Origin of the sequence: Carnobacterium mobile DSM 4848 (genome assembly GCF_000744825.1) — a bacterium.
GTDB classification, from domain to species: Bacteria; Bacillota; Bacilli; order Lactobacillales; family Carnobacteriaceae; genus Carnobacterium_A; species Carnobacterium_A mobile.
Window position 1 is genome coordinate 657,518 of sequence record NZ_JQMR01000001.1, and the last position, 26,943, is coordinate 684,460.

General features: G+C 37.0%; 24 protein-coding genes and 1 pseudogene. 1 reads left to right on the forward strand and 24 read right to left on the reverse strand.

The genetic code is table 11. The annotated features are described in order from the left end of the window. Positions 1–18: 18 nt before the first annotated feature. The 16 genes and pseudogenes from trmD to BR87_RS03025 all read right to left on the reverse strand — a co-directional run bounded on the left by trmD (position 19) and on the right by BR87_RS03025 (position 18,387). Positions 19–762: a tRNA (guanosine(37)-N1)-methyltransferase TrmD gene (gene trmD / locus BR87_RS02950; RefSeq protein ID WP_035028456.1), complete on the reverse strand. Its 744-nt coding sequence runs from the start codon at positions 760–762 to the stop codon at positions 19–21. Further along, complete coding sequence (rimM, locus tag BR87_RS02955; RefSeq protein ID WP_035028459.1) at positions 762–1,277, reverse strand: ribosome maturation factor RimM; 516 nt, start codon at positions 1,275–1,277, stop codon at positions 762–764. The genes trmD and rimM overlap by 1 nt, the downstream gene beginning before the upstream one ends. Before the next feature lie 133 nt (positions 1,278–1,410). Then, a complete protein-coding gene (locus BR87_RS02960; protein ID WP_035028462.1) occupies positions 1,411–1,653 on the reverse strand; it encodes a KH domain-containing protein in 243 nt (80 codons plus the stop codon). 14 nt (positions 1,654–1,667) lie between these two features. Next, entirely contained in the window at positions 1,668–1,940 is a 273-nt protein-coding gene (gene rpsP / locus BR87_RS02965) for a 30S ribosomal protein S16 (RefSeq protein WP_035028465.1), read from the reverse strand. 105 nt (positions 1,941–2,045) lie between these two features. Beyond that, the gene (gene ffh, locus BR87_RS02970; RefSeq protein ID WP_035028468.1) at positions 2,046–3,470 is read right to left on the reverse strand and encodes a signal recognition particle protein; all 1,425 of its coding nucleotides are present in this window, start codon (positions 3,468–3,470) and stop codon (positions 2,046–2,048) included. 17 nt (positions 3,471–3,487) lie between these two features. Further along, positions 3,488–3,832 (reverse strand): putative DNA-binding protein, encoded by a 345-nt coding sequence (locus BR87_RS02975; RefSeq protein WP_035028471.1) that lies wholly within the window; start codon positions 3,830–3,832, stop codon positions 3,488–3,490. A 262-nt stretch (positions 3,833–4,094) separates the two neighbouring features. After that, positions 4,095–5,981, reverse strand: a complete 1,887-nt coding sequence (locus tag BR87_RS02980) for a PTS transporter subunit EIIC (protein ID WP_035028473.1) — start codon at positions 5,979–5,981, stop codon at positions 4,095–4,097. A gap of 182 nt (positions 5,982–6,163) precedes the next feature. Next, complete coding sequence (gene ftsY / locus BR87_RS02985; protein ID WP_035028475.1) at positions 6,164–7,162, reverse strand: signal recognition particle-docking protein FtsY; 999 nt, start codon at positions 7,160–7,162, stop codon at positions 6,164–6,166. A gap of 26 nt (positions 7,163–7,188) precedes the next feature. Continuing rightward, positions 7,189–8,027 (reverse strand): annotated as a pseudogene (gene yidA, locus BR87_RS02990) (sugar-phosphatase). 42 nt (positions 8,028–8,069) lie between these two features. Next, positions 8,070–11,645, reverse strand: a complete 3,576-nt coding sequence (gene smc, locus BR87_RS02995; protein WP_035028477.1) for a chromosome segregation protein SMC — start codon at positions 11,643–11,645, stop codon at positions 8,070–8,072. Positions 11,646–11,722: 77 nt separating this feature from the next. After that, positions 11,723–12,418, reverse strand: a complete 696-nt coding sequence (gene rnc / locus BR87_RS03000) for a ribonuclease III (protein ID WP_035028478.1) — start codon at positions 12,416–12,418, stop codon at positions 11,723–11,725. A 184-nt stretch (positions 12,419–12,602) separates the two neighbouring features. After that, entirely contained in the window at positions 12,603–12,845 is a 243-nt protein-coding gene (locus BR87_RS03005; protein WP_035028479.1) for an acyl carrier protein, read from the reverse strand. A gap of 109 nt (positions 12,846–12,954) precedes the next feature. Further along, positions 12,955–13,977: a phosphate acyltransferase PlsX gene (gene plsX, locus BR87_RS03010; RefSeq protein ID WP_035028481.1), complete on the reverse strand. Its 1,023-nt coding sequence runs from the start codon at positions 13,975–13,977 to the stop codon at positions 12,955–12,957. Positions 13,978–14,057: 80 nt separating this feature from the next. Next, positions 14,058–16,109 (reverse strand): ATP-dependent DNA helicase RecG, encoded by a 2,052-nt coding sequence (recG, locus tag BR87_RS03015; protein WP_035028483.1) that lies wholly within the window; start codon positions 16,107–16,109, stop codon positions 14,058–14,060. 178 nt (positions 16,110–16,287) lie between these two features. Then, positions 16,288–17,967 (reverse strand): DAK2 domain-containing protein, encoded by a 1,680-nt coding sequence (locus BR87_RS03020; protein ID WP_035028485.1) that lies wholly within the window; start codon positions 17,965–17,967, stop codon positions 16,288–16,290. A gap of 57 nt (positions 17,968–18,024) precedes the next feature. Further along, entirely contained in the window at positions 18,025–18,387 is a 363-nt protein-coding gene (locus BR87_RS03025) for an Asp23/Gls24 family envelope stress response protein (protein WP_035028487.1), read from the reverse strand. 323 nt (positions 18,388–18,710) lie between these two features. Here BR87_RS03025 and rpmB point away from each other — a divergent pair, with 323 nt between their 5' ends. Then, entirely contained in the window at positions 18,711–18,899 is a 189-nt protein-coding gene (gene rpmB, locus BR87_RS03030; RefSeq protein WP_035028489.1) for a 50S ribosomal protein L28, read from the forward strand. Between the two features lie 93 nt (positions 18,900–18,992). Here rpmB and BR87_RS03035 read toward each other — a convergent pair whose 3' ends face one another. The 8 genes from BR87_RS03035 to def form a co-directional block, all read right to left on the reverse strand. Further along, a complete protein-coding gene (locus BR87_RS03035; protein ID WP_035028491.1) occupies positions 18,993–19,640 on the reverse strand; it encodes a thiamine diphosphokinase in 648 nt (215 codons plus the stop codon). 1 nt (position 19,641) lies between these two features. Continuing rightward, positions 19,642–20,292 (reverse strand): ribulose-phosphate 3-epimerase, encoded by a 651-nt coding sequence (gene rpe / locus BR87_RS03040; RefSeq protein ID WP_035028495.1) that lies wholly within the window; start codon positions 20,290–20,292, stop codon positions 19,642–19,644. Positions 20,293–20,300: 8 nt separating this feature from the next. Continuing rightward, entirely contained in the window at positions 20,301–21,200 is a 900-nt protein-coding gene (gene rsgA / locus BR87_RS03045; protein WP_035028498.1) for a ribosome small subunit-dependent GTPase A, read from the reverse strand. Positions 21,201–21,340: 140 nt separating this feature from the next. Continuing rightward, positions 21,341–23,338 (reverse strand): Stk1 family PASTA domain-containing Ser/Thr kinase, encoded by a 1,998-nt coding sequence (pknB, locus tag BR87_RS03050; RefSeq protein WP_035028501.1) that lies wholly within the window; start codon positions 23,336–23,338, stop codon positions 21,341–21,343. After that, on the reverse strand, positions 23,325–24,089 hold the full coding sequence (locus BR87_RS03055; protein WP_035028504.1) for a Stp1/IreP family PP2C-type Ser/Thr phosphatase: 765 nt from the start codon (positions 24,087–24,089) through the stop codon (positions 23,325–23,327). The genes pknB and BR87_RS03055 overlap by 14 nt, the downstream gene beginning before the upstream one ends. Before the next feature lie 36 nt (positions 24,090–24,125). Next, positions 24,126–25,496, reverse strand: coding sequence for a 16S rRNA (cytosine(967)-C(5))-methyltransferase RsmB (rsmB, locus tag BR87_RS03060; protein WP_035028506.1), 1,371 nt, complete (start codon positions 25,494–25,496; stop codon positions 24,126–24,128). Beyond that, positions 25,486–26,439 carry a methionyl-tRNA formyltransferase gene (gene fmt / locus BR87_RS03065; protein ID WP_035028509.1) on the reverse strand — a complete coding sequence of 318 codons (954 nt, stop codon included), beginning with the start codon at positions 26,437–26,439 and terminating at the stop codon, positions 25,486–25,488. The genes rsmB and fmt overlap by 11 nt, the downstream gene beginning before the upstream one ends. Next, entirely contained in the window at positions 26,436–26,930 is a 495-nt protein-coding gene (def, locus tag BR87_RS03070; protein WP_035028512.1) for a peptide deformylase, read from the reverse strand. Before def ends, fmt begins: the two co-directional genes overlap by 4 nt. Positions 26,931–26,943 lie beyond the last annotated feature (13 nt).

The following is a 26,943-nucleotide window of genomic DNA, read 5'->3' on the forward strand; positions in this document are numbered from 1 at the left end:
AAAGTAAATTTCCTTTTTTTAACCTATTTCTTGTTCTTTTTTTATTTCATCCAGCCATTTTGTTTGTTCTGTTGTCAATTCCAGATTTTCGAGCATATCTGGACGTCTCAAATAAGTACGGCGTAAGGATTCTTTTTCCTGCCATTCGGCAATGTTTTTATGGTTTCCACTGAGTAAAACATCTGGAACTTTCATGCCGCGGTAATCTGCTGGTCTCGTATATTGCGGATGTTCCAATAACCCGGTAGAGTGTGAATCTGTTTTAGCAGACTCTTCATTTCCAAGTACTTCCGGCAGCAAGCGAACTGTGGCGTCAATCATGACCATTGCCCCTAATTCGCCACCTGTCAACACATAGTCGCCTAAAGAAATCTCATCCGTGACTAAAGAGCGAATGCGTTCATCGTATCCTTCATAATGACCGCAGATGAAAACCAAATGTTCTTCTTCGGCTAGCTCTTCTGCTACTGATTGGGTAAAAGGCACACCAGCTGGATCTAGTAGTATCACTCTTTTTTTTGTTTCTGGAGTTTCTGATTGAATCGTATCTAATGCACTGAAAATCGGTTGGGCCGTTAATAACATACCCGCTCCGCCGCCATAAGGGTAGTCGTCTACATTACGGTGTTTGTTTTCTGAAAAATCACGAAAGTTCATCACAGAAATGGCTAATAAATTTTTATCAATGGCTTTTCCTATGATCGATTCAGATAATGGCCCTTCAAACATTCTGGGAAATAAAGTCAAAATATCAATTTTCATTAATCTAATAATCCTTCCATAATATGGATCGTGACTAATTTTTTTTCTAAATCAACTTTTAATACGACTTCTTCGATATAAGGAATCAATAAATCCTTTTCGCCTTTACGTTGTACGACCCACACATCATTTGCTCCTGGTGACAAAACTTCCGAAACTTTTCCTATTTCTGTTCCTTCTTCATCTTCAACCGTTAAACCAATAATTTGATGAAGATAATATTCATTTTCTGGTAATTCTTTCAGCTGTTCTGAGCTTATTTTTAAAATGCCGTCCCGATACTTTTCTACATCATTAATATTCGGATGGTTTTCAAAAGATAATAAATCGAATGTTTTGTGTTTGCGATGACTGGCAACAGTTAACTCAATCATTTTTTTCCCCGGCTGATCTAAAAATAATTTGGCTCCTTTTTTGTAACGTTCTTCTGGAAAATCGGTTCTTGAAATTACCCGGACTTCGCCTTTGATCCCTTGTGTATTTACGATTTTTCCTACATTGTATAATTCTGCCACATTATCCCTCATTCTCTTTTATTTTTGTCTTATTTATTGTACCATATGTTCTCGTTCAATAAAGCGAGTTAATGAAGCAAGAGAAATAAAAAAAACCATCTCTTTTAGAAATGGTTTACTTATTTTAAGAATTTTAGCTATTGACAATCGTTAATCTAATACGCTTTGGTCCAGAGACTCTAACGCTGTAAACGATTGTCCGAATAGCTTTTGCTACGCGACCTTTTTTCCCGATTACACGTCCAATATCATCAGGGTGAACAGATAGATGATATTCTGAAAAATCTTTTGATTCTTTGATATCAAGTACTAGTTCCTCCGGGTGATTAACAAGAGGACGAATAATGGTAAGAATTAATTCATTCATGTCAGCCATAGTTCTCATCCTTTTTACTTAGTGTTTTTTGAATCGTGGAATTTTTTCATAATGCCTTCTTTTGAAAGGATGTTACGAACTGTATCAGAAGGTTGAGCGCCATCGGCTAACCATTTTAATACTAATTCTTCGTCCAATTTAACTTCAGCTGGTTCAACAACTGGGTTGTATGTGCCAACAGGCTCGATGAAACGTCCATCACGTGGAGCACGAGCATCTGCAACTACAATACGGTAAAAAGGATTTCTTTTAGAACCCATACGTTTTAAACGGATTTTTACTGCCATATTTCTTACACCTCCATTAACTATCTTTCACTAAGTATATTAACAGGAATTTACATCCTTGTAAAGTGTTTTTTCTTTACACTCTATTTTTTTAAGAAACTTCTCTTAGCGTTTCTTTTTATTTTTCTTTTTAGCTTTTTTCTTATTCTTCCGCACCATTGAGTTCATCGCCATTTTGCCTATTTTACCTTTGACCCCTTGCCCAAACATACCGTCTAATCCATCAAGATTTCCTTTAGACATTTTACTCATCATTTTTTTCGATTCGTTAAATTGTTTGATTAAGCGGTTTACTTCAGCTATTGGACGTCCTGAACCTCTAGCGATCCGACGTCTTCTGCTTTGTGATAAAAGATCAGGATTTTCACGTTCTTTTGGTGTCATAGATAATACAATGGCTTTCATGCGAGCCATGTCTTTTGGATCAATTTGCAGGTTTTCTAAGCCTGGAGCATTGCTCATGCCTGGAATCATTTTTAAGATGTCTTCTATTGGTCCCATATTGCTGACTTGGTCCATTTGTTCAATGAAATCATTAAAATCAAAACTGTTCTCTTTAAGCTTTTTAGCCATTTCTTCATTCTTTTTCTCATCAAAATCTTGTTGGGCTTTTTCAATCAATGTCAGCATGTCGCCCATACCTAAGATACGATTAGCCATCCGGTCTGGATAGAAGGGCTCTAAAGCGTCTAACTTTTCTCCTTGACCGACAAATTTAATTGGCTTGCCTGTAACGGAACGAATAGAAAGAGCTGCCCCGCCACGAGTATCCCCATCTAATTTTGTTAAAATTACTCCGGTAATGTCTAGTTGTTGATTAAAGGAATCAGCTACATTCGCAGCCTCTTGTCCTGTCATTGCATCTACTACTAAGAAAATCTCAGTCGGATCGACAGTAGCCTTAATATCGGATAATTCAGTCATCAATGTTTCATCGATTTGCAAACGTCCTGCTGTATCGATAATAACAAAATCACGGTGTTCTTCTTTAGCCTTTTGAATCCCTTGTTTAGCAATTTCTACTGGACTTACTTTATCTCCCATTGAAAAAACAGGGATATCTAATTGTTCTCCTAATGTTTCCAATTGTTGAATAGCTGCAGGACGATAAATATCTGCAGCAACCATTAAAGGTCGTTTATTCTGTGTTTTTCTTAAGTGATTAGCTAGCTTCCCAGCCGTAGTTGTTTTACCTGCACCTTGTAACCCTACCATCATCACTACAGTAGGAGCTTTTGCAGCCATTTGAATCGTGCTTTGTTCGCCACCCATTAAATTAGTCAGTTCCTCACTAACAATTTTAATGATTTGTTGGCTAGGAGAAAGGCTTTCTAATACTTCTGATCCTACTGCACGGTTGCTAACTGTCTTCACAAAGTCTTTTACAACTTTGAAGTTAACGTCCGCTTCTAATAAAGCAAGGCGCACTTCGCGCATCATTTCTTTTACGTCTGCTTCCGAAACTTTGCCTTTGCGACGCATTTTTGCCATCGCATTTTGCAGGCGTTCTGATAATCCTTCAAATGCCATTTAATTCACCATTCCTTTTATTCTTCATTTGTTTCTTTTTTAAGCTTTTGGATAAACCTTTGCAGTACTTCATCTTTTGGGTAGTGGTCATTTACATAAACAGAAAATTCATCAAGGGTTTCTTCTAACTGAGTGAAATTTTCTACTAAATGAAGCTTGCGTTCATAATCTGTCAGTATCTGCTCTGTTCGTCGGATATTATCATAAATAGCTTGCCGGCTCACTTCAAAATCCTCTGCAATTTCTCCTAAAGAATAATCATCTGCAAAATACAATAACATATAACTTCGTTGTTTTTCAGTTAGCAAAGATCCATAAAAATCGAATAATCTATTCATACGATTCGTTCTTTCTATTTCCACTTTTACCCTTCTTTCTTTATCTCAACTGATGTCAAGTGTTTCTCGTTTACACACCTCTTAAGCGTACTCATTATCGCTTGATTAGTCAATAGCTTTAGCGTGTTTTATCGATATTTTGAGTTAATTGAAACTGCAAATACAGCTTTTTTGTTTCATAAAGAAAGAGGACAAGACAAAAGTCTCATCCTCTTCCTTCTTCTTCATCATTTTTTTGATACGAGCTCTAAAAGTCAGGAACACTATCCCACTTTCTTTATAGCATTTATTTGTTTCGGTATTCTTCAATATTTGACTTAATATTGGATACTTTTGGTCCATAAATGACTTGAGCATTATTGCCTTTAACGACAACTCCAGCTGCTCCTGTTGATTTCAATTGGTTTTGATCAACTAAACCGCCGTCTTTTACGGTTACTCTTAAACGTGTGGCACAGTTATCAACTTCTATTAAATTATCTTCGCCGCCTAGTCCTTCAATAATGGTTTTAGACAATTGGTCTTCTGGACTAACGAGTGTTTCAGAAGTGCTTGAAGCTGTTGCTTCATTAGGACTCGTTGCTAAATATTCATCAATATTTGATTTGATATTAGATACTTTTGGTCCATAAATAACTTGAGCATTATTGCCTTTAACGACAACTCCAGCTGCTCCTGTTGATTTCAATTGGTTTTGGTTAACTAAGTTGCCGTCTTTAACGGTCACTCTTAAGCGAGTAGCACAGTTTCCAACTTCAATTAAGTTATCAGCACCGCCAAGACCCGTTACGATATCATGAGATAGTTCATCTTGAACAGGTACGTTTGCTTTTTCCCCAGCTTTTTTAGCTTGATAATCAGCTTTCGTATACATCTTAGATTCAACTACATCATCTTCACGTCCCGGTGTCTTCAAATCGAATTTTTTAATAAAGAACGTAAAGACAAAGTAATAAACAAATGCGTAAACGATTCCGACAAGAACCACTGGGATCCAGTTTGTTATCCCTTGTCCAGGTAATATACCATATAATACAAAATCAAGTAGTCCACCTGAGAAAGTCAACCCAACACCGACCTGTAGAAAATGCATTAATACAAATGAAAATGCAGCTAGGACACAATGCACGCCAAAATATAAGAATGGCGAAGCAAACAAGAATGAGAACTCAAGAGGTTCTGTGATTCCTGTAAAAATCGACGTTAGAGACGAAGACATCATAAGTCCTTTAACATCTTTTTTGCGTTCTGGTTTAGCTTGCTGGTACATGGCAAATGCTGCTGCTGGGAACCCAAAAATCATAAATGGGAACATTCCAGAGAAAAATTTGGCAGCTTCAGGATCAACCACTTGACCATTACCTAATTGAGTAAAGACAATATTTTGAGCTCCTTCTACTACATGACCACCAATCGTTGCTGTTCCTCCAAGTGCTGTTTGCCAAAATGGCAAGTAAAAAACATGGTGCAGACCTAAAGGAATCAGAGCCCGGTAAATAAACCCATATAAAAAGGTACCAACATAGCCTAAATCAGCTACAACAGAACCTAACCAGGCAATTCCTGAACCGGCATAAGGCCATAGGAAAGAAAGAACCATGCCTGTTAAAACAGCCGCAAATGCTGATATAATTGGAACAAAACGAGTTCCTGCAAAGAATGACAAAGCGTCCGGAAACTCTACTTTATAGAAACGGTTATGTAGATAAGCTACAATTAAACCAATAATAATCCCACCGAAAACCCCGGTATTCATTGTTTCTGAAAATCCTAGTACAGAACCAATCAGGCCAGGAGTTTCTTTTAACTTTTCAAGGTTGCCAAAGTTTACAATGGTACTTGTCATTGAGGCATACATCATAAAGTAAGCAACAACAGCTGATAATGCCGCAACTTCTTTTGCAGCTTTTGCCATACCCAATGCTACAGCTACTGCGAAAAGCAACGGTAAGTTATCAAATATAATTTGACCACAGTCTTTAAAAACCGTTAGAACATTATAAAGAACCGTCCCTTCTCCTAATAACCAATCTAAATCGTACATGTTTACAAAAGAGTCACCTGTAAAAGATGAGCCGACTCCTAACATCAATCCGGCTACAGGCAGCAATGCGATCGGCAACATAAATGTTTTACCCATCTTTTGCAGCGTCTCGAATAATTTGTCTTTCAATTTGTTTCCTCCTCTATAAATGCTTGCTTTTCAGCAAATGAAAATAATAGCTTGTGTTTTCAAAAAAGACCAATCAAAAAGTCTCTGACCTCTTGCAAAACAAGAGATTAGAAACTTTAGGTTTTGAAAACACGTTTATCATCGTAACATATCTTCTACAAAAAAGCTACTTGCTAACGGTTTTAAATCGTTTCTTGGATAAGCTCACTGAATAATCCATAAACATATTCTCCAGGTTCGAATTCCTGTAAATCATCAACGCCTTCGCCTAACCCAACAAACTTAACAGGGATGTCCAATTCTTTCCGAATGGCTAAAACAATTCCGCCTTTAGCTGTTCCATCCAGTTTAGTTAAAACAATTCCTGAGACATTAGTAGTTTGTTTGAACTGTTTAGCTTGAATCATGGCGTTTTGACCAGTTGTGGCATCAAGTACCAATAAAACTTCATGCGGGCCTCCAGGGACTTCCTTTTCAATCACACGTTTCATTTTTTCCAATTCATTCATTAAATTCACTTTGTTTTGCAAGCGTCCTGCTGTATCCACTATTAAAACATCTGCTTCTTGTTGTTTCGCTTGTCGTACAGCATCAAAAACAACCGCTGCTGGATCTCCGCCAGCTTTTCCAGTAACGACATCAACATCTACTCTTTCGCCCCATACGACTAGTTGTTCTATTGCTCCTGCCCGAAAAGTATCTCCGGCTGCTAATAGCACTTTTTTTCCTTCGTTTTGAAAACGTTTTGCCATTTTTCCTATAGTGGTTGTTTTTCCAACACCGTTTACACCAACTACTAAAATAACAGTCAACCCATTTTCATTAAATAAAACTTCAGGCTTTTCAGTATTGTCTTTTTCGTAAATTTCCACCATCTTTTCAATGATTACATTCTGAACTTCGCCTTCGCTTTTAGCATTTTTTAGTTTTACTTCTTGACGCAAAGCATCACTGATCTCCATAGAAGCTTCATAGCCGACATCTGCACCAATTAAAATTTCTTCCAACTCTTCAAAAAAATCTTCGTCGACAGTTCTGAAGTTAGCAAATAATTCATTCATCCGTTGAGAGAAAGACTTACGCGTTTTTTCTAACCCTTTTTCGTATTTTTCAGTTATTTCTGTCTGTTCAACTTTCTCTTCTCCCGTAAAAGCACGTTTTATTTTATCAAATAATCCCATTAGCTTACCCCATTTCTTATTAATTTTCAGTCGGATGTAGTTGTCCAGACTGGTTGGTCTTGTAAAGCAAACTTACGGATCGCATGAGCAACACCATGGTCATCATTATTTTTCGTAATAAATTGGGCAATTTCTTTTATTTCAGGTACGGCTTTTCCATAGCTACTCCGATTCCTGCATATTCAATCATTGCTTGATCGTTTGCTTCATCTCCCAAGGCCATAACTTCATCTGATTCAATTCCTAATAAATCGCATAACACCGCAATCCCTTTTCCTTTATCTACTTCTTTATTCATCATTTCAAGTAGAATTGGCCTAGATTTCATTATTGTATATTTTTTATAATAACTAGCCGGAATAGTCGCAATAGCCTTATCTAAAACTTCTTGGTCGCAACAAAAAACAACTTTATTGATTGCTGCATCTTCAGGTAGTTCAGCCAATGTAATCGACATGTAGGGCAAAGCATTCATTACAGTGGGGTATAACGAATCTCGGCCTTTAGGATAAGGCGGTTCATAAATTTTTTCTAAATCTATAAAATTACAAGGGACATTTATTGCTTGGCTTAACTCATATAATTCCTGGGTTTCTTCACGAGTTAATGTTTTTTGCGATAAAATTTCTCCAGTATCTGTTTTTTGTACTAAACCACCGTTATAAGTGATGCCGTAATCACCCGGCTCTCTTAAGCCCAGTTCTTCTAAAAAGTGGATCATGCCTAACAATGGTCTTCCTGTGCACAAAACCACTTTGATTCCTTGAGCTTTTGCTTCTTTTATAGCTGCTTTGTTTTCTGGAGAAATGGTTCGATCTTTCGTTAATAACGTACCATCTAAATCAATAGCAATCAATTTGATCATTTAACTTACTCCTTTTTTAGCTGTTCTGCAGCCTAAACTCATTTATTTAACCGATAATTTTTCTTTTTCTTCAACTTCTTCTAAGCGAACAGAGACCAGTTTAGAAACACCTGATTCTTGCATGGTAACGCCATATAAAACATTGGCTTCTTCCATCGTTCCTTTACGATGAGTGATCACAATAAATTGAGTATCCCCTTCGAATTTTCTTAAATAACGCCCAAAACGAGCCACATTTGCTTCATCAAGAGCTGCCTCTACCTCATCTAAAATACAAAAAGGCACCGGCTTGACTTGAATAATAGCAAATAATAAAGCAATAGCTGTAAAAGCACGCTCTCCTCCAGACAATAAACTCAACTGTTGCAGTTTTTTGCCGGGTGGCTGAGCAATGATTTCAATTCCTGTCGTCAATAAATTAGTAGGATCGGTTAACTGCAATTCAGCTGTTCCGCCACCGAACAGTTGTGGAAAGACTTGACTAAAACGAACACGAATAGCTTCAAAAGTTTCTGAAAAACGCAGTTTAACTTCTTCATCCATTTCATCCATTGTTTCATATAAACTTTCTTTTGCTTCTAACAAATCATTTCGTTGTTCTGTCAGAAAAGTATAGCGTTCATAAATACGCTCAAATTCTTCAATGGCACCAACATTGACATTTCCTAATTCTTTAATGCTTTGTTTCAGCAGTTTCACTTTTTGAGCAGCCTCTTCAACTGAAATATCTAATGGGTATTCTTTTTCAGCCATTTCATAATTCAACTGATACTCTTCATTTAAATAAACTAAATGATTTTCAATCATCGTTTCGTTTCGATTAAAAGCAATTTCCACTTTCGTTTTTTGCTCTATTATATATTGTTGCTGGTTTTGTTTAATGGTGCCTTTCTGTTCTAGTTGATCCAATTGTTCTTGTACTAGTCGCTGCTGCTCTTTATTGTGAAGCAACGCTCGCTCGCATTTCGTTTTTTGTTCTTTTAAATCAGCTAATTTTGCTACTATCTCTTTCTGCGTCAATTTTTGACTGCCATCTGATTGAGACATGTGTTGCAGGTGCAGTTCAAGCTTCGTTAGTTCTTGTTGTTCATTCGTTAATTGTCCATTAAACAGATCGTGTTCTTTTTTTAAGCTGGTAACTTGTTCTTTAATCGTTGCCAGCTCTGTCATCCGTTGTTGGACTGTCTCATTAGCTGCAAGCTGTAATTGCTCTCTTTCTACATTCTTTGAAGAAGCTATTTCTATGCGGTGATTGATTTGTTCCATTTCTTCTTGGAGAATGGAAAGTTCTTCTGTTATTATCTGAATGCGTTGGTTATACTCTTCAGCTTCTTGTTGAGCTTCTTGTGCTTCAAACTGATAAGCTTTTAGTTCTCTTTGTAAACGAGAATGTTTTTCAGTATTGATTTCAGCAGCATTTTTCAGCTCTTGTTCTTCCAACCGCTGTTGTTCGCCTGATTTTCTAAGTTCCTCAAGTTTTTGTTCTTCTTTTCTGACTGTTTGTTTAAGTGTTCGAACTTCAACTTCTTTAGCTGTTAGTGTTTGTTCCATTTGACTAATTTGCTGTGTCAAAGAAGATAGCTCGTTTTTACGTGAAAAAAGGCTGCTTTGATTTCCTTTTTTATTTGCTCCACCAGTCATAGAACCACCAGCATTCATGACATCTCCTTCAAGTGTCACCACCCGATAACTATATTGAAGCAGTTTAGCTATTTCGTTAGCTGCTTTTAAATTATGAGCCACAATAGTTGTTCCGAGTAAATTCTGAACAATCGAAGCAATTTCGTCCGGGTATTGAACAATGTCACTAGCAATCCCAATAAAACCTGTTTGATTTTTAACTTTCCCTTCAACAGCAGCAGGTAGTCTGCGCGGCTTAATAGTAGACAAAGGTAAAAATGTCGCTCGGCCAGAATGCTTTTGCTTTAAATATTGAATAGCTTTACGTCCGCTTTCTTCATTCTGTACGATAATATTTTGCGAGGCAGCTCCTAACGCAATATCAATAGCGATTTCACTTTCTTTTGGAACAACGATCAACTCAGCCACGGCTCCAACGATTCCGCCAATCTGTTTTTTATGTTTAAGGACTTCTTTGACCCCTTGATAAAAACCAGTATAATCATCTTTCAATTCTTGTAAACTCTCTTTTTTAGCTTTCGCTTGCTGTACAACCCGTAAAGCGTCATACATCATTTTTTCTTTTTTTTCTAAGTGAGTGTATTGTTTTTGAATAGTTGCCTGTTGTTCTTGATACTGCAAGAGTTTTTTCGCTATTTCTTGTTGACTGGCCGTTCTATCAGCGGTCACTGCGGTAAGTTGGCTAGCAACTTCTTTTAATTCCTTTTCTAATGCAGTCATAATAGCTGATGTTTTCATTCTTCTTTGGGCAGACTGACTAAAGGTCCTATCTAAATAGCTTTGTTCATTGCGTAAACTAGTTTGCTGCTGCATCAAATCTATATAGTGATCACGTAATTGTTCGATGGTCTCTTTGCTGTTAGCAGAAAGCATCAAGCGTTCATTTTCCGCTGTTTCAAGTTGTTTTTTTAATTCTTTTTGTTTCTGTATTTTCTCATCGGTCAATGTCTTTACTTGAGTTATTTTTTTTTCTAAGTCAGCTATTTTATTTAATGTTTGACGCTTTGACTGTTCGTATTGTTCTCTATTTTCTTTCGTATGCTTGGTTTGTTCATTTAAAACTTGTTTTTGACCTTCTAATTGTTCATATTGCTGAATGGCTTGTACCAATTGAGCTTGTTCGTTATCAAAAGCATCCGTAAACTGCTGCTTTTGCTGCTTTAACAGCTGCAGGTGTTGCTCAATTTCGTTAGTTTCAGCTTTCATTTGGTTTAATTGCTGATTAAAAGCAGCTATTTCCAATTGCTGAACAGCCCATTGTTCCTTTAGTTGACTAATTTCAACTACCGTTAAAGCTATTTCAACATCCTTTAATTGTTCTTTTTGCAGTAAGTAATCTTTCGCAATACTACTTTGTATTTGAAGCGGTTCAATTTGGCTATCTAGTTCATACACAATATCTTGAACGCGATTTAAGTTATCTTCCGTTTCAAATAATTTTTGCTCTGCTTTTTTCTTGCGTGTTTTATATTTAAACACTCCTGCAGCTTCTTCAAAAATAGAACGGCGGTCTTCCGGCTTACTATTAAAAATAGCTTCCACTTTCCCTTGAGAAATAATAGAAAAAGATTCTTTGCCTAAACCAGAATCCATAAACAATTCAATAATATCTCTTAACCGGCAAGCCTGCCTATTTAAATAAAATTCACTCTCGCCATTTCTATGAAGTCTTCTTGTAATGCTGATTTCCGAAAAATCTAACGGCAGAAAATGATCTTCATTTTCTAATATTAAAGAGACTTCCGCGATATTCAATGGTTTTCGCATATCGGTTCCAGAGAAAATAATGTCATTCATTTTCCCGCCTCGTAAACTTTTAGCTGATTGTTCTCCTAATACCCAACGTATCGCTTCAATAATATTGCTTTTTCCACTGCCATTCGGCCCCACAACTGCGGTTACTCCTTCATGAAACTCAATGGTCGTTTTTTCTGCGAATGATTTGAAACCAGCGATTTCGATTCTTTTTAATTGCACAATAGACTGGCCCCTTTCCTTAAACATGTCATTAATTGAGGATAAGCTCGTGCACGCAGCTTATCCTCAACGTATTTTTATTTGTCTTCTAAAATCAGTAAAGCATTTTCTGCAGCTACTTGTTCAGCTGCTTTTTTTGTTTTTCCTTGTCCTTGCCCCAGTACTTGGCCTTCTGCACTGACCTCAACAACAAACATTTTTTGATGAGCCGGACCAACTTCTTCAACTAAACGGTAATCAATGGTAATTTCGCCTTTTTTTTGTAAATATTCTTGTAAATTTGTTTTGTGATCCATCACATGTGAGAAAGCACCGGATTGAATTTTAGGGAAAATAGTTTGTTTCAAAAAAGCCAACACACTGTCGATCCCTTGATCCAAATATAAAGCTCCAATAAAAGATTCGAATAAATCGCAAAGCAAAGCTGGTCTTTTACGACCATCCATTCGTTCTTCGCCTTTGCCTAAACGTATATAACGGTCAAAGCCGCATTCTTTTGCAAATAAGCTTAAACTTGCTTCACAAACAATTGCAGCTCTTAGTTTAGTTAATTTGCCTTCGGGCAGTTTTGGATAATGCTCAAATAAATACCTTGAAATGATTAATTCCAATACCGCATCTCCCAGAAATTCGATTCGTTCGTTATCTTTTAAATGTTGGTTCCTGTGCTCATTCACATATGATGAATGCGTGAAAGCTTCTTCTAAATAGGCAGTATTTTGAAATGTAATATCATATTTTCTTTTGATCTCTTTTAAAAATGATTCATTCATTTTTTTTCTCCTCTCGACCAGACTTGTCCAATCATTCTTATTATACTGTGTTTTACAGTAAAAATAAATAGTTTCACTGTTTAGCTGTTCAAATCAGCTTATTCTTCTTTCGAAAAAAGCTTAAATAAAAAATCCGGTTCTTAAGAAATGTGTTTTCCTTAAGAACCGGCGGTTTTTTATGAACTTAGTTTAAGTTAGCTTCGATGTAATCTACTGCGTCTCCAACTGAAGAGATATTTTCTGCATCATCATCAGAAATTTCTGTTCCAAAAACGTCTTCTAATTCCATGACTAATTCTACGATATCTAGTGAGTCTGCACCTAAATCATCTTTAAATGTCATTTCATTGGTCACTTTTTCTTCGTCTATTCCAAAACGTTCAACGATTATTTTTTTTATTTTTTCAAAAGTTTCGTTTTTTGACAATCTTTACACCTCCGTTTGGCTTTTCCATTATGACTTACTTTTCACATCTGAACATACTTATTTTACAGATACTTTTTCAGAATGTCTAGACCTTTTTATGAATTGCTTTTTATCCTTCTAAATTATCCAAATCTGCTTGTTTAGCTTCAAACTGATTGACAAGGTCATCAATTACTTTTGAAGCCAACATTTCATGAATTTGCTTAATAGTATAATAAACTGCTTCTTTTCCAGTAGAACCGTGTGTTTTAACCACAGGTGCTTTGACTCCAAATAAAACTGATCCCCCATGTTTAGAGTAATCCAGCACATCTTTCATGCCGGATAAACTATCTTTCAACAAAAGACCGCCTACTTTAGCCTTTGGTCCATTATCATACACCGCTTTTTTCAGCAATTGCATCATGGATAATGCCGTTCCTTCAATTGTTTTTAACACAGCATTTCCAGTATACCCATCTGTTACAACAACATCCGCTACGCCGCTTAACAATTCACGCGCCTCCACATTGCCAATAAAGTTAATACTTGGCTCAGCCTTCAATAATTGATGCGCTCTTTTAGTGATGTCATTTCCTTTATTTTCTTCTGTTCCATTATTCAATAAACCAACAGTAGGGTTGGAAATACCTTGGACAAACTTAGCATACTCACTCCCTAAGATGGCATATTGGTGAATATTCTCTGGTTTAGTATCCGCATTTGCTCCAACATCCATTAAATTAAACGTCTTTTCTGCTTCTGTAATGACTGGCATTGTTACCAATAAACCAGGGCGGTCGATTCCTTTGATGCGTCCGATGATCAGCAATCCTGCTGTCAATAGTGCTCCTGTATTACCTGCTGAAAAAAGAGCATCTGCTTCTTTGTTTTTTACGGCTTGCGCAGCTAAAACCATTGAAGCATTTTTCTTGCGTCGTACTGAGCGAACAGGATCATCTTCACTGTTTATTTTTTCATCTGTATGCACAATTTTAATATTAGGTTCACCTGTTAAGTACTGTTTGATGGCTGTTTCATTTCCATATAAAATGAATTCCATCTCCTTGAATTCCTTGGCTGCTAACACGACTCCCTCTACTATTGCTTTAGGAGCGTTATCTCCGCCCATTGCATCTACTGCAATTCTCATACTGCTGGCCTCCCTATAATTTTCCGCTTTGTCTTTTTAGTTGTTTTGATCGTAGTTTTAAACCTGTTTTTTGCCCATTGTTAGTTAAAGTTGACTCCCGTTAAATTTTCTAATCCAATAGCCTGTCGTAATTCATGATAGGCAGGATTCGTTAAAAAGTCAGGTTGGTTGACTAATGCTGTCGCTTCTTCTCTCGCAGCTTCCAAAGCACCAAAATCACCAATAATGTCGCCAACTTTAAAATCAGGCAAACCAGATTGCTTGGATCCAAATAGATCTCCTGAACCTCTTAATTCTAAATCTTTTTCGCTTAAAATAAAACCATCGTTTGTTTCCGTCATAATCTTCATTCGCTCAATCCCAGTTTCACTTTTTGGATTGGCCACTAAAATACAATAAGATTCTTTATGCCCTCTTCCGACTCTTCCTCTCAATTGGTGCAATTGAGATAAGCCAAATCGATCAGCATCGTAAATCACCATTGTCGTAGCATTCGGCACATTCACTCCAACTTCGATCACGGTAGTTGAAACCAGGACCTGTAATTTATTTTCTTTGAACTCTTGCATAATGGCTTCTTTTTCGGCCGGCTTCATTTTACCATGCAGCAAACCTACCCGGTAGCGCGTTGCGTAGTAAGAAGAAAGATTATTATAAATGTCTGTAGCATTCTTAACATCTAGACTTTCAGACTCTTCAATCAAAGGACAAATTACATAGGCTTGTGACCCTGCTTGTAATTGTCGTTCTATGAACTCTAAGGTTCCTTCAAAATTTTTAGGTCTCGTCCATATCGTTTCAATAGGAATACGACCAGCAGGCAATTCATCAATAACGGAAACATCCATTTCACCATAAGTCGTGATGGCTAATGTCCTGGGTATAGGCGTTGCGGTCATGAATAAAACATCAGGTTCTTTGCCTTTGCTTCGCAACGTTTTTCTTTGATTTACCCCAAAACGATGTTGCTCGTCTGTAATCACTAATCCTAGATTTGCAAAATGAACATCTTCTTGAATCAACGCATGAGTGCCAATGATAACATCTAACTGACCTGTAGCCAATTCTTCTAAAAGAATACGCCGCTCTTTTGCTTTGGTTGAGCCTGTCAATAAGGCTATTCGAACTTCTAAAGGATCAAATAATTGGCTTAAACTTTCCATATGTTGTTCAGCTAAAATCTCAGTTGGAATCATCAATGCCGATTGGTACCCTGCATTGGCAGCAGCAAATAATGCAATAGCCGCTACAATTGTTTTTCCACTGCCCACATCTCCTTGTAATAACCGGTGCATATGTCTTGCTTCTTTCAAATCATTACAAATTTCATTAACGACTCTTTTTTGGGCCGTAGTTAATTCAAAAGGCAGTGTTTTTATAAAGCGGCGTAAGTCTGCTACATCATACTTAATTTGTGTCCCGTGTCCGCTTGCTGTTTGTTTTTTTCGTAAACTTTGTAATTTAAGCTGATACAATAAAAACTCTTCAAAAATAACTTCTCTTCTAGCTTGTCTCGTTTGTTCTTCTGTTGCAGGAAAATGCATTCCATAAATTGCGGCTTGATGAGAAACCAGTCGGTACTTCTTTCTTAAAAAATCCGGCAGCGTTTCCGGTATCAGCTCGTGGTATTCTTGGTACGCTTTTGTGACCAAATCGAACAGTGTTTTTTGTTTGATTCCTTTATTTGTACGGTAAATAGATTCGAAATCCCCGCCATCTTGATTTGCAGAAGCTGTCCCGAGTATCTTGATGCCTGTCAGACTTTTTCGCTTGGCATCCCATTTCCCAAAAACTGCTAATTCTTCCCCTGCAATAATTTTACTTTTTAAATAAGGTTGGTTAAAAAAAGTAATTGAAATAACAGCATGGTCAATTACTAGTCGAAAAGATAAACGGTTTTTTTTAGGACCAAAACGACTTACTACTGCTTCAGAAACCACATTCCCTTTCAAGGTAACTTTTTCTTGATCTTCTATTTCTAATAAATTTTTTTCTTGAATGTCTTCATATCGAAATGGATAATGCGAAAGCAAATCTAGAATAGTAAAGATACCCAATTGGTGTAATGCTTCAAGCCGCTTTTCACCTACAGAAGGAAGAACAGACACTGGATCATAAATTGATTTCCCCATAATATAGCAACCATTATTTAAAACAACAGCTGGAGTGATTAAATACTGGTTGTTTTTCTTCTCTCCCTTCTCTGGTTGTATTTTAGGCTGCTTAATAAACACTTGAAAAATAGACAAAAATAAGTAAAAATAAAAAATTATTTTTATTATTTCTGTCTATTTTCATTGGATTATCAAATTACTCTACTGAAAGCAAATAAGGATAAACAGGTTGCTGTCCTTCATGTATCTCTACTTCTACGTCTGGATAGTCTTGGCTGATTTCAGCAGCAATTGCTTCTGCTTCAGTCATATCTGCTCCTTCGCCTAATAAAATCGTAACGATTTCACTATCTTCAGAAATCATTTTCTTAAGCGTATCTAGCACAGCTTCTTTACGATTGGTTGTGGACACTTTGATTTTCCCGTCAATGATTCCCATATAATCGTCTTTCTTAATGCTGATTCCTTCAATTTCAGTGTCTCGAACAGCAGTTGTGATTTGTCCACTGATGACATTTTCCAACTCTGCACTCATTTCTTTTTTGTTTGTTTCTAAATCATTCAGCTCATTAAAGGCTAACATAGCAGACATTCCTTGAGAAACGGTTCTGCTAGGCACCACAACAACAGGTAATTCACTAACTTCTGCAGCTTGATCAGCAGCCATAAAAATATTTTTGTTGTTTGGTAAAATGATGACTTTTTCAGCATGAATGGCTTCAATGGCTTTTAAGATATCTTCGGTACTAGGATTCATTGTTTGGCCACCGCTGATAACATAATTGACACCTAAGCTCTTAAACAGGCTTTGAACACCTTCGCCTGCAGCAACAGCTATCACACCATAAGGTTTTTTCTCAGCAGAAGCTGTATGATCAGCATGAGCTTCTTCATTTTCTAAAATAGTTTCATGTTGTAACCGCATGTTGTCTACTTTAATTTTTACTAATGAGCCGAATTCTTGTCCATAATTCATTACCTCTCCTGGTTGTTCAGTATGGACATGAACTTTGACAATTTCGTCATCAGAGACAACTAAAAGAGAATCACCTATTTCATTTAGATGATTACGGAAAGTGTCATAATCGAACTCTTGCTTAACTGTTTCTCCTTCACCTATTTTAACCATAATTTCAGTACAGTAGCCATATTTGATGTCTTCTGTTGCAATATGATTAGAAACACTGCGATGGTGTTCAGCATTTACCATTTCTGTCATTTCCTGAGGAGATGGTTGATAAACTTCCACTTCACTAATTTTTCCAGATAATACTTCTAAAAATCCTTCATAAATAAATAGTAGTCCTTGTCCGCCACTATCGACAACGCCTACTTCTTTTAAGACTGGTAATAAATCAGGAGTTCTATCTAGAGATTTTTTAGCTTCGCGTACGATGGCTTCCATCACTTCAACGATATTCTCAGTGGTCTTAGCTTGCTTTTCACCAGCTTTTGCTGATTCACGCGCCACAGTTAAAATGGTTCCTTCAACTGGTTTCATTACAGCTTTATAAGCGGTTTGGACTCCATTTGTAAAAGCAGCAGCAAACTCTTTTGCTGTTAACGTTTCTTTACCTTCAATTGCTTTTCCAAACCCTCTGAACAATTGAGATAAAATTACTCCAGAATTTCCCCGGGCTCCCATTAATAATCCTTTTGATAGAGCCGCAGCTAATTGATCGATATGATCTGAAGTCGTATTGTCTATCGATTTAACTCCACTAGCTAATGATAAATTCATATTTGTTCCTGTGTCTCCATCTGGAACAGGAAAAACATTTAAAGAGTTAACATATTCTGCATTTGTATCCAACCGTTTGGCTCCTACTGAAACCATTTTGCGGAATTGCTTCCCTTCTAACTTTGTAACATTCACCACTATATCCTCCTTCGTCACTTTTTAAAACAAGTGACTATGACAATTTCTTTTTATTTAGTCTTTTAAAACACGTACCCCTTGCACATAAACATTTACTGCATCAGCAGATATGCCCAGCATGGTTTCTAAATCATATTTCACTCTTTCTTGTACATTACGGCTCACTTCAGAAATTTTTGTTCCGTAACTAACAACAATATAAACATCCACCATTACGTTATTGTCTTCTTGTCGAACAACTACGCCGCGCGAATAATTTTCTTTTTTAAGTATATCATTTAAATTATCACGAATTTGGTTTTTACTTGCCATACCAACAATTCCAAAGATCTCAGTTGCGGCTCCTCCTACAACTGTTGCAATTACTTCGTTTGAAATATCAATAACGCCAAATTGTGTTTTGATTTTAACTGCCATGGTAAAAATCCTCCTTTTGGCTAGTCAGCCATGAATTACTCCTTCACATTTTATCATAGCCAGCAGAATAAGAAAAGGTTAATAGGAAAACTCCCCACTTCTTTCTTTTGAAATTCATCCCATTTGTTTGTTTCACAAGTACTTTTTCAATAACAGGGCTTTTTAAAAGAAAACAAACTTTTTTCTTTTAAAAAAGAATGCTGTCAAGTAAAATTCCTTGAAAGAAAGATGTTGCAAATGTTGTCTAATTATGATAAATTATCAAAGTATGAGTGTATAGATTGAAGCCTTGCTTCGAGATATCGGCAAAGGAGGAAAGAATAATGGCTAAAGTATGTGTCGTAACAGGACGTAAAGCAAAAAGTGGTAACAACCGTTCTCACGCTTTAAACAAAACAAAACGTACATGGGGTGCTAACTTACAAAAAGTTCGCATTTTAGTTGATGGAAAACCTAAAAAAGTTTGGGTTTCTGCTCGCGCTCTTAAATCAGGTAAAGTTGAACGCGTGTAATTTCAATAATAAAAAAGAGGTTGAGACTTTGTCTCTACCTCTTTTTTGTTCTATTTTATATGCAGCAGATCTAACTGTTCTTGGGCCTAACTCTTAATCTTTACTTTGAATGACTGCAATTAAACCCGTTTGAAATGAAAAAAGAGTGGTATCTGATACAAATTCATTACTAGCTAATGAAGTGGGGTAAGCAAAATCTGCTTCTTTCAATTGGTATTTGGCATCAAACAAAGTCAGCTTTTCAACAGCTGTCAGACAAATAAAAGCCAAGTATTTTTTATCTTCTTCTTTTTTTAACTCGTATATCCCTGGTTGATAGTAAGAAATACTATTTTGACGATCAGAAATCTGTAACTTTGCAAGATGCGGCCGCACTTTCGGTTGAAAAACCAGCCATAAATTATTCAATAGATGATCCAATCTTCCGCCAGTTGCTCCATAGATCGTCACCTTTTCTGGAACAAATTCAGTAAAAGCCGCTTCTACAGCAATTTCCGTATCCGTGGAATCCTTTTCCGCTTTAAAACGGCGAACATCTTTAACTTCTTTTTTTATCCACTCGAACTCGTCTTTAGAAACAGAATCAAAATCCCCTAAAGCAATGTACGGTTTAATCCCTAATTCCAATAATCTCACTGCTCCCCGATCAACACCAATCCAAAGAAGCCCATCGCGATTCAGCTTATTGAGATCAGGAAGCGTCATTTCCGGTCCTCCAACCAGGATCGCTATTTCAACCATCTTAACAAAGCGCTTCTTTCAATGCTTTTATCTGCTCTGACGGTTGATCAGCTCCATAAATATACGAACCGGCAACAAAAACGCTTGCTCCTGCAGCTTTACATAGTTTCGCTGTTTCAGGAATAATGCCGCCGTCCACTTCTATTTCATAATGGTAGCCTTTGTCTTTCTTCAATTCAGTTAATTGGGTAATTTTATTTACTGCCCCTTTGATGAAACTTTGCCCGCCAAAACCGGGATTAACCGTCATCACCAATACCATATCGACCTCATCTAAAACCGGCATGATTGCTTCTACAGGCGTTCCCGGATTGATCACAACACCCGCTTTAACCCCTTGAGTTTTGATAAGTTGAATAGCACGATGGATGTGATGAGTACTTTCAACATGAACCGTAATAATATCTGCACCTGCTTTAGCAAAAGCTTCAATATACTTTTCAGGATCTTCAATCATCAAATGACAATCCAAAGGTAATTTTGTAATAGGACGAATAGCTGAAACAATATTGGGTCCAAAAGTTAAATTAGGCACAAAGTGTCCATCCATTACATCAACATGGATGTAGTCTGCCCCTCCTGCTTCAACGACTTGTATATCTCTTTCTAAATTGGCAAAATCTGCACTTAAAATTGATGGCGCTATTTTCATTTTTTTCCTCACTTTTCTTTTTTTGTGTATTTTGGTTTTCGACTTTCAATTTCTTCTAAAAATTGTAAATAATGCTGATAACGATACTCTTGAATGAGGCCTTCTCCAACTTCTTTTTGAACTTGACAGCCAGGTTCTTTGCGGTGCATGCATCCTCTGAAGCGACAACGGTCTTGTGCTTCTACAAATTCTGGAAATAATTCAGGCAATTGGTCTGCTTCTATCTCCAAAAAATCAACTGAACTAAATCCTGGCGTATCCGCTACCAGTCCTTGATACAATGGAATCAATTCCACATGACGCGTCGTGTGCTTTCCTCTGCCAAGCGACATAGAAATCTTCCCCGTCTCCAAATTCAATTCAGGAGCAATTTGATTTAACAACGTAGATTTCCCTGCACCGGATTGACCGATAAAAACAGTTAAGCGATTCGAAAAGTAACGGGTCAACTCTTTTTTAGACTGCTCATTGCCCTCAATAGTTGGCAGAATGACTGGATACCCAATAGCTTGGTACTGCTTTTTTAAAGAAACCATTTTTTCTAATGCTTGTTCAGTTAATAAATCCGTTTTCGTAATGTAAATAACTGCTTCAATTGCTTTATGCTCTAGGGTTACTAAAAAACGATCGAGCAAATTGGTTGAGAAGTCAGGTTCGATCGCTGACATGATAATAACTCCCAAATCAACATTTGCCACTGTCGGTCGTATCAATTCATTTTTACGCGGCAACAACTCTTTGAGAATGCCATCTTCTTTACTGCTGCTCTCGAACTCTACGTAATCGCCTACCATTGGAGTTAGTTTGCGTTTTCTAAAATTCCCTCTGCCACGCGTTTGATAGGTTTCTCCATCAACATAAACATAATAAAATCCGCTTAATGCTTTTCTAATTTGTCCTTTTGTCACATGATCCCTCCCATTATAGCTATTCCTTTACATTGAAAAACACTAAAATCCTTCACTTTACTTCATGTTCTATTTTAACATCAAAAAACCTGAAAGACTAGTTTACTTATCTTTCAGGTTCCCTGTATGCTGTATTTATTTTAGGGTGTTACTTCTGTGTTTTCTTCAATCATTTCTCCATCTCTGATAATGCGGTAACTTCCTTTTTTCCCTTCTTGTAAAACAAAAGGTATTTCTATTTCTGTATTTTCGGATATTTCAAATTGTTGATAAATTGTGCCCAACTTATGCTCTTCATCATCAATATAAACAGTGATTGAGTTAGGAACTAGCTGCATTTCTGTACTTTCTCCAGTACTGATAGATGAAGAAACTTTTTCTTCCGATTTTTTATAAGGAATCTCAACCTTTTTTGTAAATGTTTTTAAAGGAATTTCTTCAGGCCCTTGTGAAATCACCACAGAAATATTCGAACCTCCGTATAGAATCTCACCGGCAGTTGGTTCTTGTGAAATGACTTGTCCATCTGCTATATCATTAGAATATTCTTTCGTGATCGTTACATTCAAATTGTTGTCATCTACGTAATCTTGTACTCCTTTTTCGGAATAGCCGCTCAGATCTCGCATTTCAAAGCCAGCTTTCCCCGTACTGACAGTAAATGTGATTGTCGTTTCCTCAGGAATAACCTCTTCATCTTCGTCAATATCTTGAGAAAGGATCAAGCCAGCTTCCACGGTATCACTGCTTTCATCTACTCGTTTAACTGTAAATTTTTGTTCAATTAATTGCGCACGAACTTCTTCATATGATTTGCCAGTATAATCTGAAAAGGCCACTGTCTCTTTTCCTGAACTAACCAGTAAATCGACTGTAGAGTCCTCTTTGATCGTTGCCCCTGTTTTAGGATCCGTACGAATAACTAATCCTTTTTCAACTTCATTATTAGCTTCTTCAACAACGTCTCCTAAGGCCAAATTATAGGCTGATAAGGCTTTAGTCGCCTCGTTTTTTGTCATACCCGTTAAATCAGGCACACTAATATCTTTAGGACTGCTAAACACTAGTACAGCAAATACAATTGCCCCTACTAAAAACAACCCCAATAAAGTCAGCCATAGAGCCTTAGCTTTTTTATTTTTTGGTTTTTTCTCGTTTTTTATTTCATCTTTGTTTGTCTCTGTTCCTTTTTCTGGCAATTCTTTCGATTCGGCTAAAGAACTGTCTGTTACAACTGCTTCTTTTGGTTTGATCGGCTCTAGTACTTTTGTATTTTCCAACATGCTGGCTGGAACAAATTTAGGCTCATTGCTTCTTTGCGGTAACAAAGACGTTGCCAAATCATTCTGCATTTCATGTACAGTACGGTAACGATCTGCCACTTCTTTAGCGGTAGCTTTCAAGACCACATTTTCTAAAGCTTGCGGTATCCGTTGATCATATTCTTTTACAAAAGGAACACTTTCTTGGAAATGTTTCAAAGCGATTGAAACTGCTGATTCTCCATCAAAGGGAACATGACCTGTCAATAATTCATACAGGATAATACCCAAAGAATAAATATCTGATTGATTAGTAGCCATTCCGCCACGTGCTTGTTCTGGCGAGAGATAGTGAACCGAGCCCAAAAGAGAATTCGTTTGAGTAATAGACGTTTGAGACAATGCCACAGCGATCCCAAAATCAGTAATCTTCACTACTCCATCTTCATCAATCAAAATATTTTGCGGTTTTAAATCTCGGTGAATAATGCGATTGTGATGTGCAGTAGCTACTGCGGATAACACCTGATCCATAATATCAATTACTTTTTGGTAAGGAATCGGGAAATGGTTATGAATATATTTTTTTAAATCCGTTCCTTTAACATATTCCATCACAATGTATTGATTGTTGTCTTCTTCTCCAATATCATAAACACTTACAATATTAGGATGGACCATCTCAGTTGCCGCAAGTGCTTCACGCTTAAATCGACGGATAGTATCTTGGTCGTCTCGGAAATCATAGCGCAAAACTTTAACTGCTACATCCCGATCTAAAATTAAATCATGTGCTAAGTATACGTGAGCCATACCTCCACCGCCAACAGTTCCTGTAATCTTATAGCGGCCGTTTAGTTTTCTACCAATCTCCATTGTTCTCTCCCTCCTTCCTGTCAAAAAAATCGATCAGCAGTACTGTTATATTATCGTAACCACCGCGTGCATTAGCAAGCGAGATTAAACTCGTTACTTTTTCTTCAAGTGATGCGCTTCGTTCCTTTAAGATTTCTGCGATTTCCACATCTTTCACCATATTCGTCAATCCGTCCGAACAAAGCAGCAATTGATCTTCTTTTAGAACAGAAACGACCATTAAATCCACTTCTACTTTTTCAGAAGCACCTAAAGAACGCGTTAAGACATTTTTTTGAGGATGCTTTAAAGCAGCTTCATTTGATAGTTCACCGCTTTTGACTAATTCATTAACCAAAGAATGATCATCGGTTATTTGTTTTAATGTTCCATCTGCATAATGGTATCCGCGACTGTCTCCTATATTGGCTACGACTAGCTGATTATCGATGTAAACAGCAGCTACCAGAGTCGTTCCCATCCCTTCTAAATCAGGAAATTGATGAGATTTTTCAACGATCCGCTTATTTTCTGTATTAATATTGTTTAACATCCACTGTCTGACAGCTTCTAATTCATTTACTCCTGTTTCTTCCCAAGCATTTCCTAAATGAGAAACGGCCATTTCACTTGCGACATCTCCAGCTTTGTGACCGCCCATGCCATCACATAAGACGGCTAGCGTGATTCCTTGTTTATTTGTAAAATAACCAGCAAAATCCTGATTATTTTTACGTTTTTTTCCTACATCACTACAAAAAACAATATGCATTTCTTCACCTCGCATAACTTCAAAAGTTTCAACTATTTATTTTTTTCTTAAACAACTGATAAAAAAACCGTCTGTTCCAAAATCATGTGGATAGATTTGCAATAACTGATCGTGAATATTATCCTCTAAATTTTTGTTTACAGCAATCGAAACTTTTTCAAAATCAGTATGGGTTGCCAAGAAAGATTCTACTGTTCCTTGATTTTCTTCTTTTGTGATCGTACAAGTACTATACACCAATAGACCATTTACTTTTAATTTAGGCGCTACACTAGACAATATCGCTAACTGAATTTCTTTTAATCGCTCTAAATCTTGCAGCTCTTTGGTATATTTAATATCTGGTTTTCTTCTCATCAAGCCTAGCCCTGAACAAGGTGCATCCACTAAAATTCGGTCAAAGCTTTCATCTTCAAAAACATCTTCAACTTTTCTAGCATCTAAAGTCCGGCCTTCAACGACTTCTTCTACATGCAGTCGTTTAGCATTGTCTTGCACTAATTTTACTTTGTGGGAATGCAAATCAAGTGCTGTGACTTTGCCACCAGCTGCTGCTGAGAGATAAGAAGCAATGTGCGTTGTTTTCCCTCCAGGAGCTGCACAAGCATCCAACACTTGATGATGAGGCTCAATTTGCATCACTGGAGCAACCAACATTGAAGTTTCATCTTGCACAGTCAATTGACCAGATTGAAATAAAGGCGATGATGCAAAATGCCCACCATTACTGATAACTCCTACAGGCGAAACTTCACTAGCTCGTACATCAAAGCCTTCCTCTTCCAGCGCTTCTACTGCTTCTGCTACAGACAAAAATTTTTCATTTACACGTGCACTGGCATGGCTAGGATTTAAGATAGCCTCTCCTAACTCTTTCGTCTCTGCCAAACCTATTTCATCTACAAACTTTTTAACTAACCATTTTGGCATGCTGATTTCAATACTTAACCGTTCAATAGGGTCTTCCAGAACTTCAAGCGACTTAAACCCTTTACGCTCAGCATTACGTAACACACCATTAACAAATTTACTCACACCAATATGTCCTTTTTTCTTAGCTATTTCTGCTGCTTCAAATAAAATAGCATGAGCTGGGATTTTGTCTAAATAAATCATCTGATAAATCGATAACCGCAATAAATTTTTTACCCAAATATCCACTTTTTTATCTTCACTCAAAAAATCGGATAAATAATAATCTAACGTTAACTTGCGTTGCAAAACTCCATAAACTAATTCTGTTAACAAACGCGCATCTGCAGAAGTCAAATTATTTTTTTGAATGGCTTCATTCAGTAATAAATTAGAATAAGAATGATTTTTTTCTGTTTTTTCTAAAATCGACATCGCAAGATAACGACTCGTTTTTTTAATGTTTCTCTTTTGCGGATTTTGATTATTTTCCATTATAGCCTACCTTTTCTCCAACTGTTAATTGGCTGCCGACTCCGCTTAAGAAAGCTTTCGCAGTCATTTTACTTTTCCCGGCTGGTTGCAGCTCATTTAATTGAAGCACTGTATTTTCTCCACAAGCAACAAAAATGGCTTCTTTTTCAATGCGGATAATGATTCCTGGCAACTCAGACGTCTGCTCTTCTAAAGGCGTTACGTCCCATATTTTTAGCCGCTTATCTTTTAGAAAAGTATACGCACCCGGCCAAGGACGCATTCCCCGCACTTTCCAGTCAATTTCTTTTGCCGTTTTAGTCCACTCAATGATTTCTTCTTCGGCTTTAATATTCGGGGAATAAGTAACTTTTTCTTCATCTTGCTGAATGGGAGTAATTTTCCCTGCCAATAAATCCGGCAAAGTATCCATCAGTAAGTCTCTGCCCAAACGACTTAACCGTTTGAATAAAGTTCCTACATCATCTTTTTCTGTTATTTCCAATGAACGTTGGCTTAAAATAGCACCAGCATCCATTTTCTTTTCCATATACATAATCGTTACACCGGTCTCTTTTTCTCCTCTGATTAGAGCATAATGAACGGGTGCCCCGCCACGATATTTTGGCAAAAGTGAAGCATGTACATTGATTGCTCCATATGTGGGAACATCTAATAACTTTTGCGGCAAAAATTGCCCAAAGGCAGCCGTTACAAGTAAGTCTGGTTGCAACTCAATGATTTTAGCTAATTCTTCAGAACCAGAAATTTTTTCAGGTTGTAAAACTAAAAGCCCATGCTTTAAAGCAGCTTCTTTTACCGGTGTAGGTGTCAATATCTTTTTGCGCCCGACTGGACGATCCGGTTGTGTCACTACAGCTGCGATCTCATAATCAGCAGCAATCAATGCTTCTAAGATAGGTACAGAAAAATCAGGAGTACCCATAAAAATTAGTTTGGTCATTTTATATTTTCCTCCATATAGGTTTCTAAATCTTCAGGCAGAATGGATTGAATAATTTTATCCGTAAACAACTTTCCTTCTAAATGCTCTAATTCATGCTGAAAGACACGCGCTAGATAATCTTCTGCTTCTACTTCATAAGCATCGCCATTCCGGTCAAAATAATTTAGCACAATTGTATCTGCTCGTTCTACTGTTCCAAAAATTTCAGGAAAACTTAAACAACCTTCTACATCAATCGTTTTCCCTGCTGTTTTAATAATTTGCGGATTGATCATTTCAAACAAACCCGTTTCCTCATCTATTTCTACTAAAGCTATTCTGAGAGATTGGTTTACTTGAGGAGCGGCAATTCCGATCCCATCGTTTGCAACCATTGTTTCGTACATATCATCCAATAATTCAAGAATGTCGTCTGTGATTTCCATAACTTCTTTTGCTGGTGTTGTTAACATTGGATGAGGGTATTTTACTATTGGCAAGACAGCCATACTTTTCCTCTTT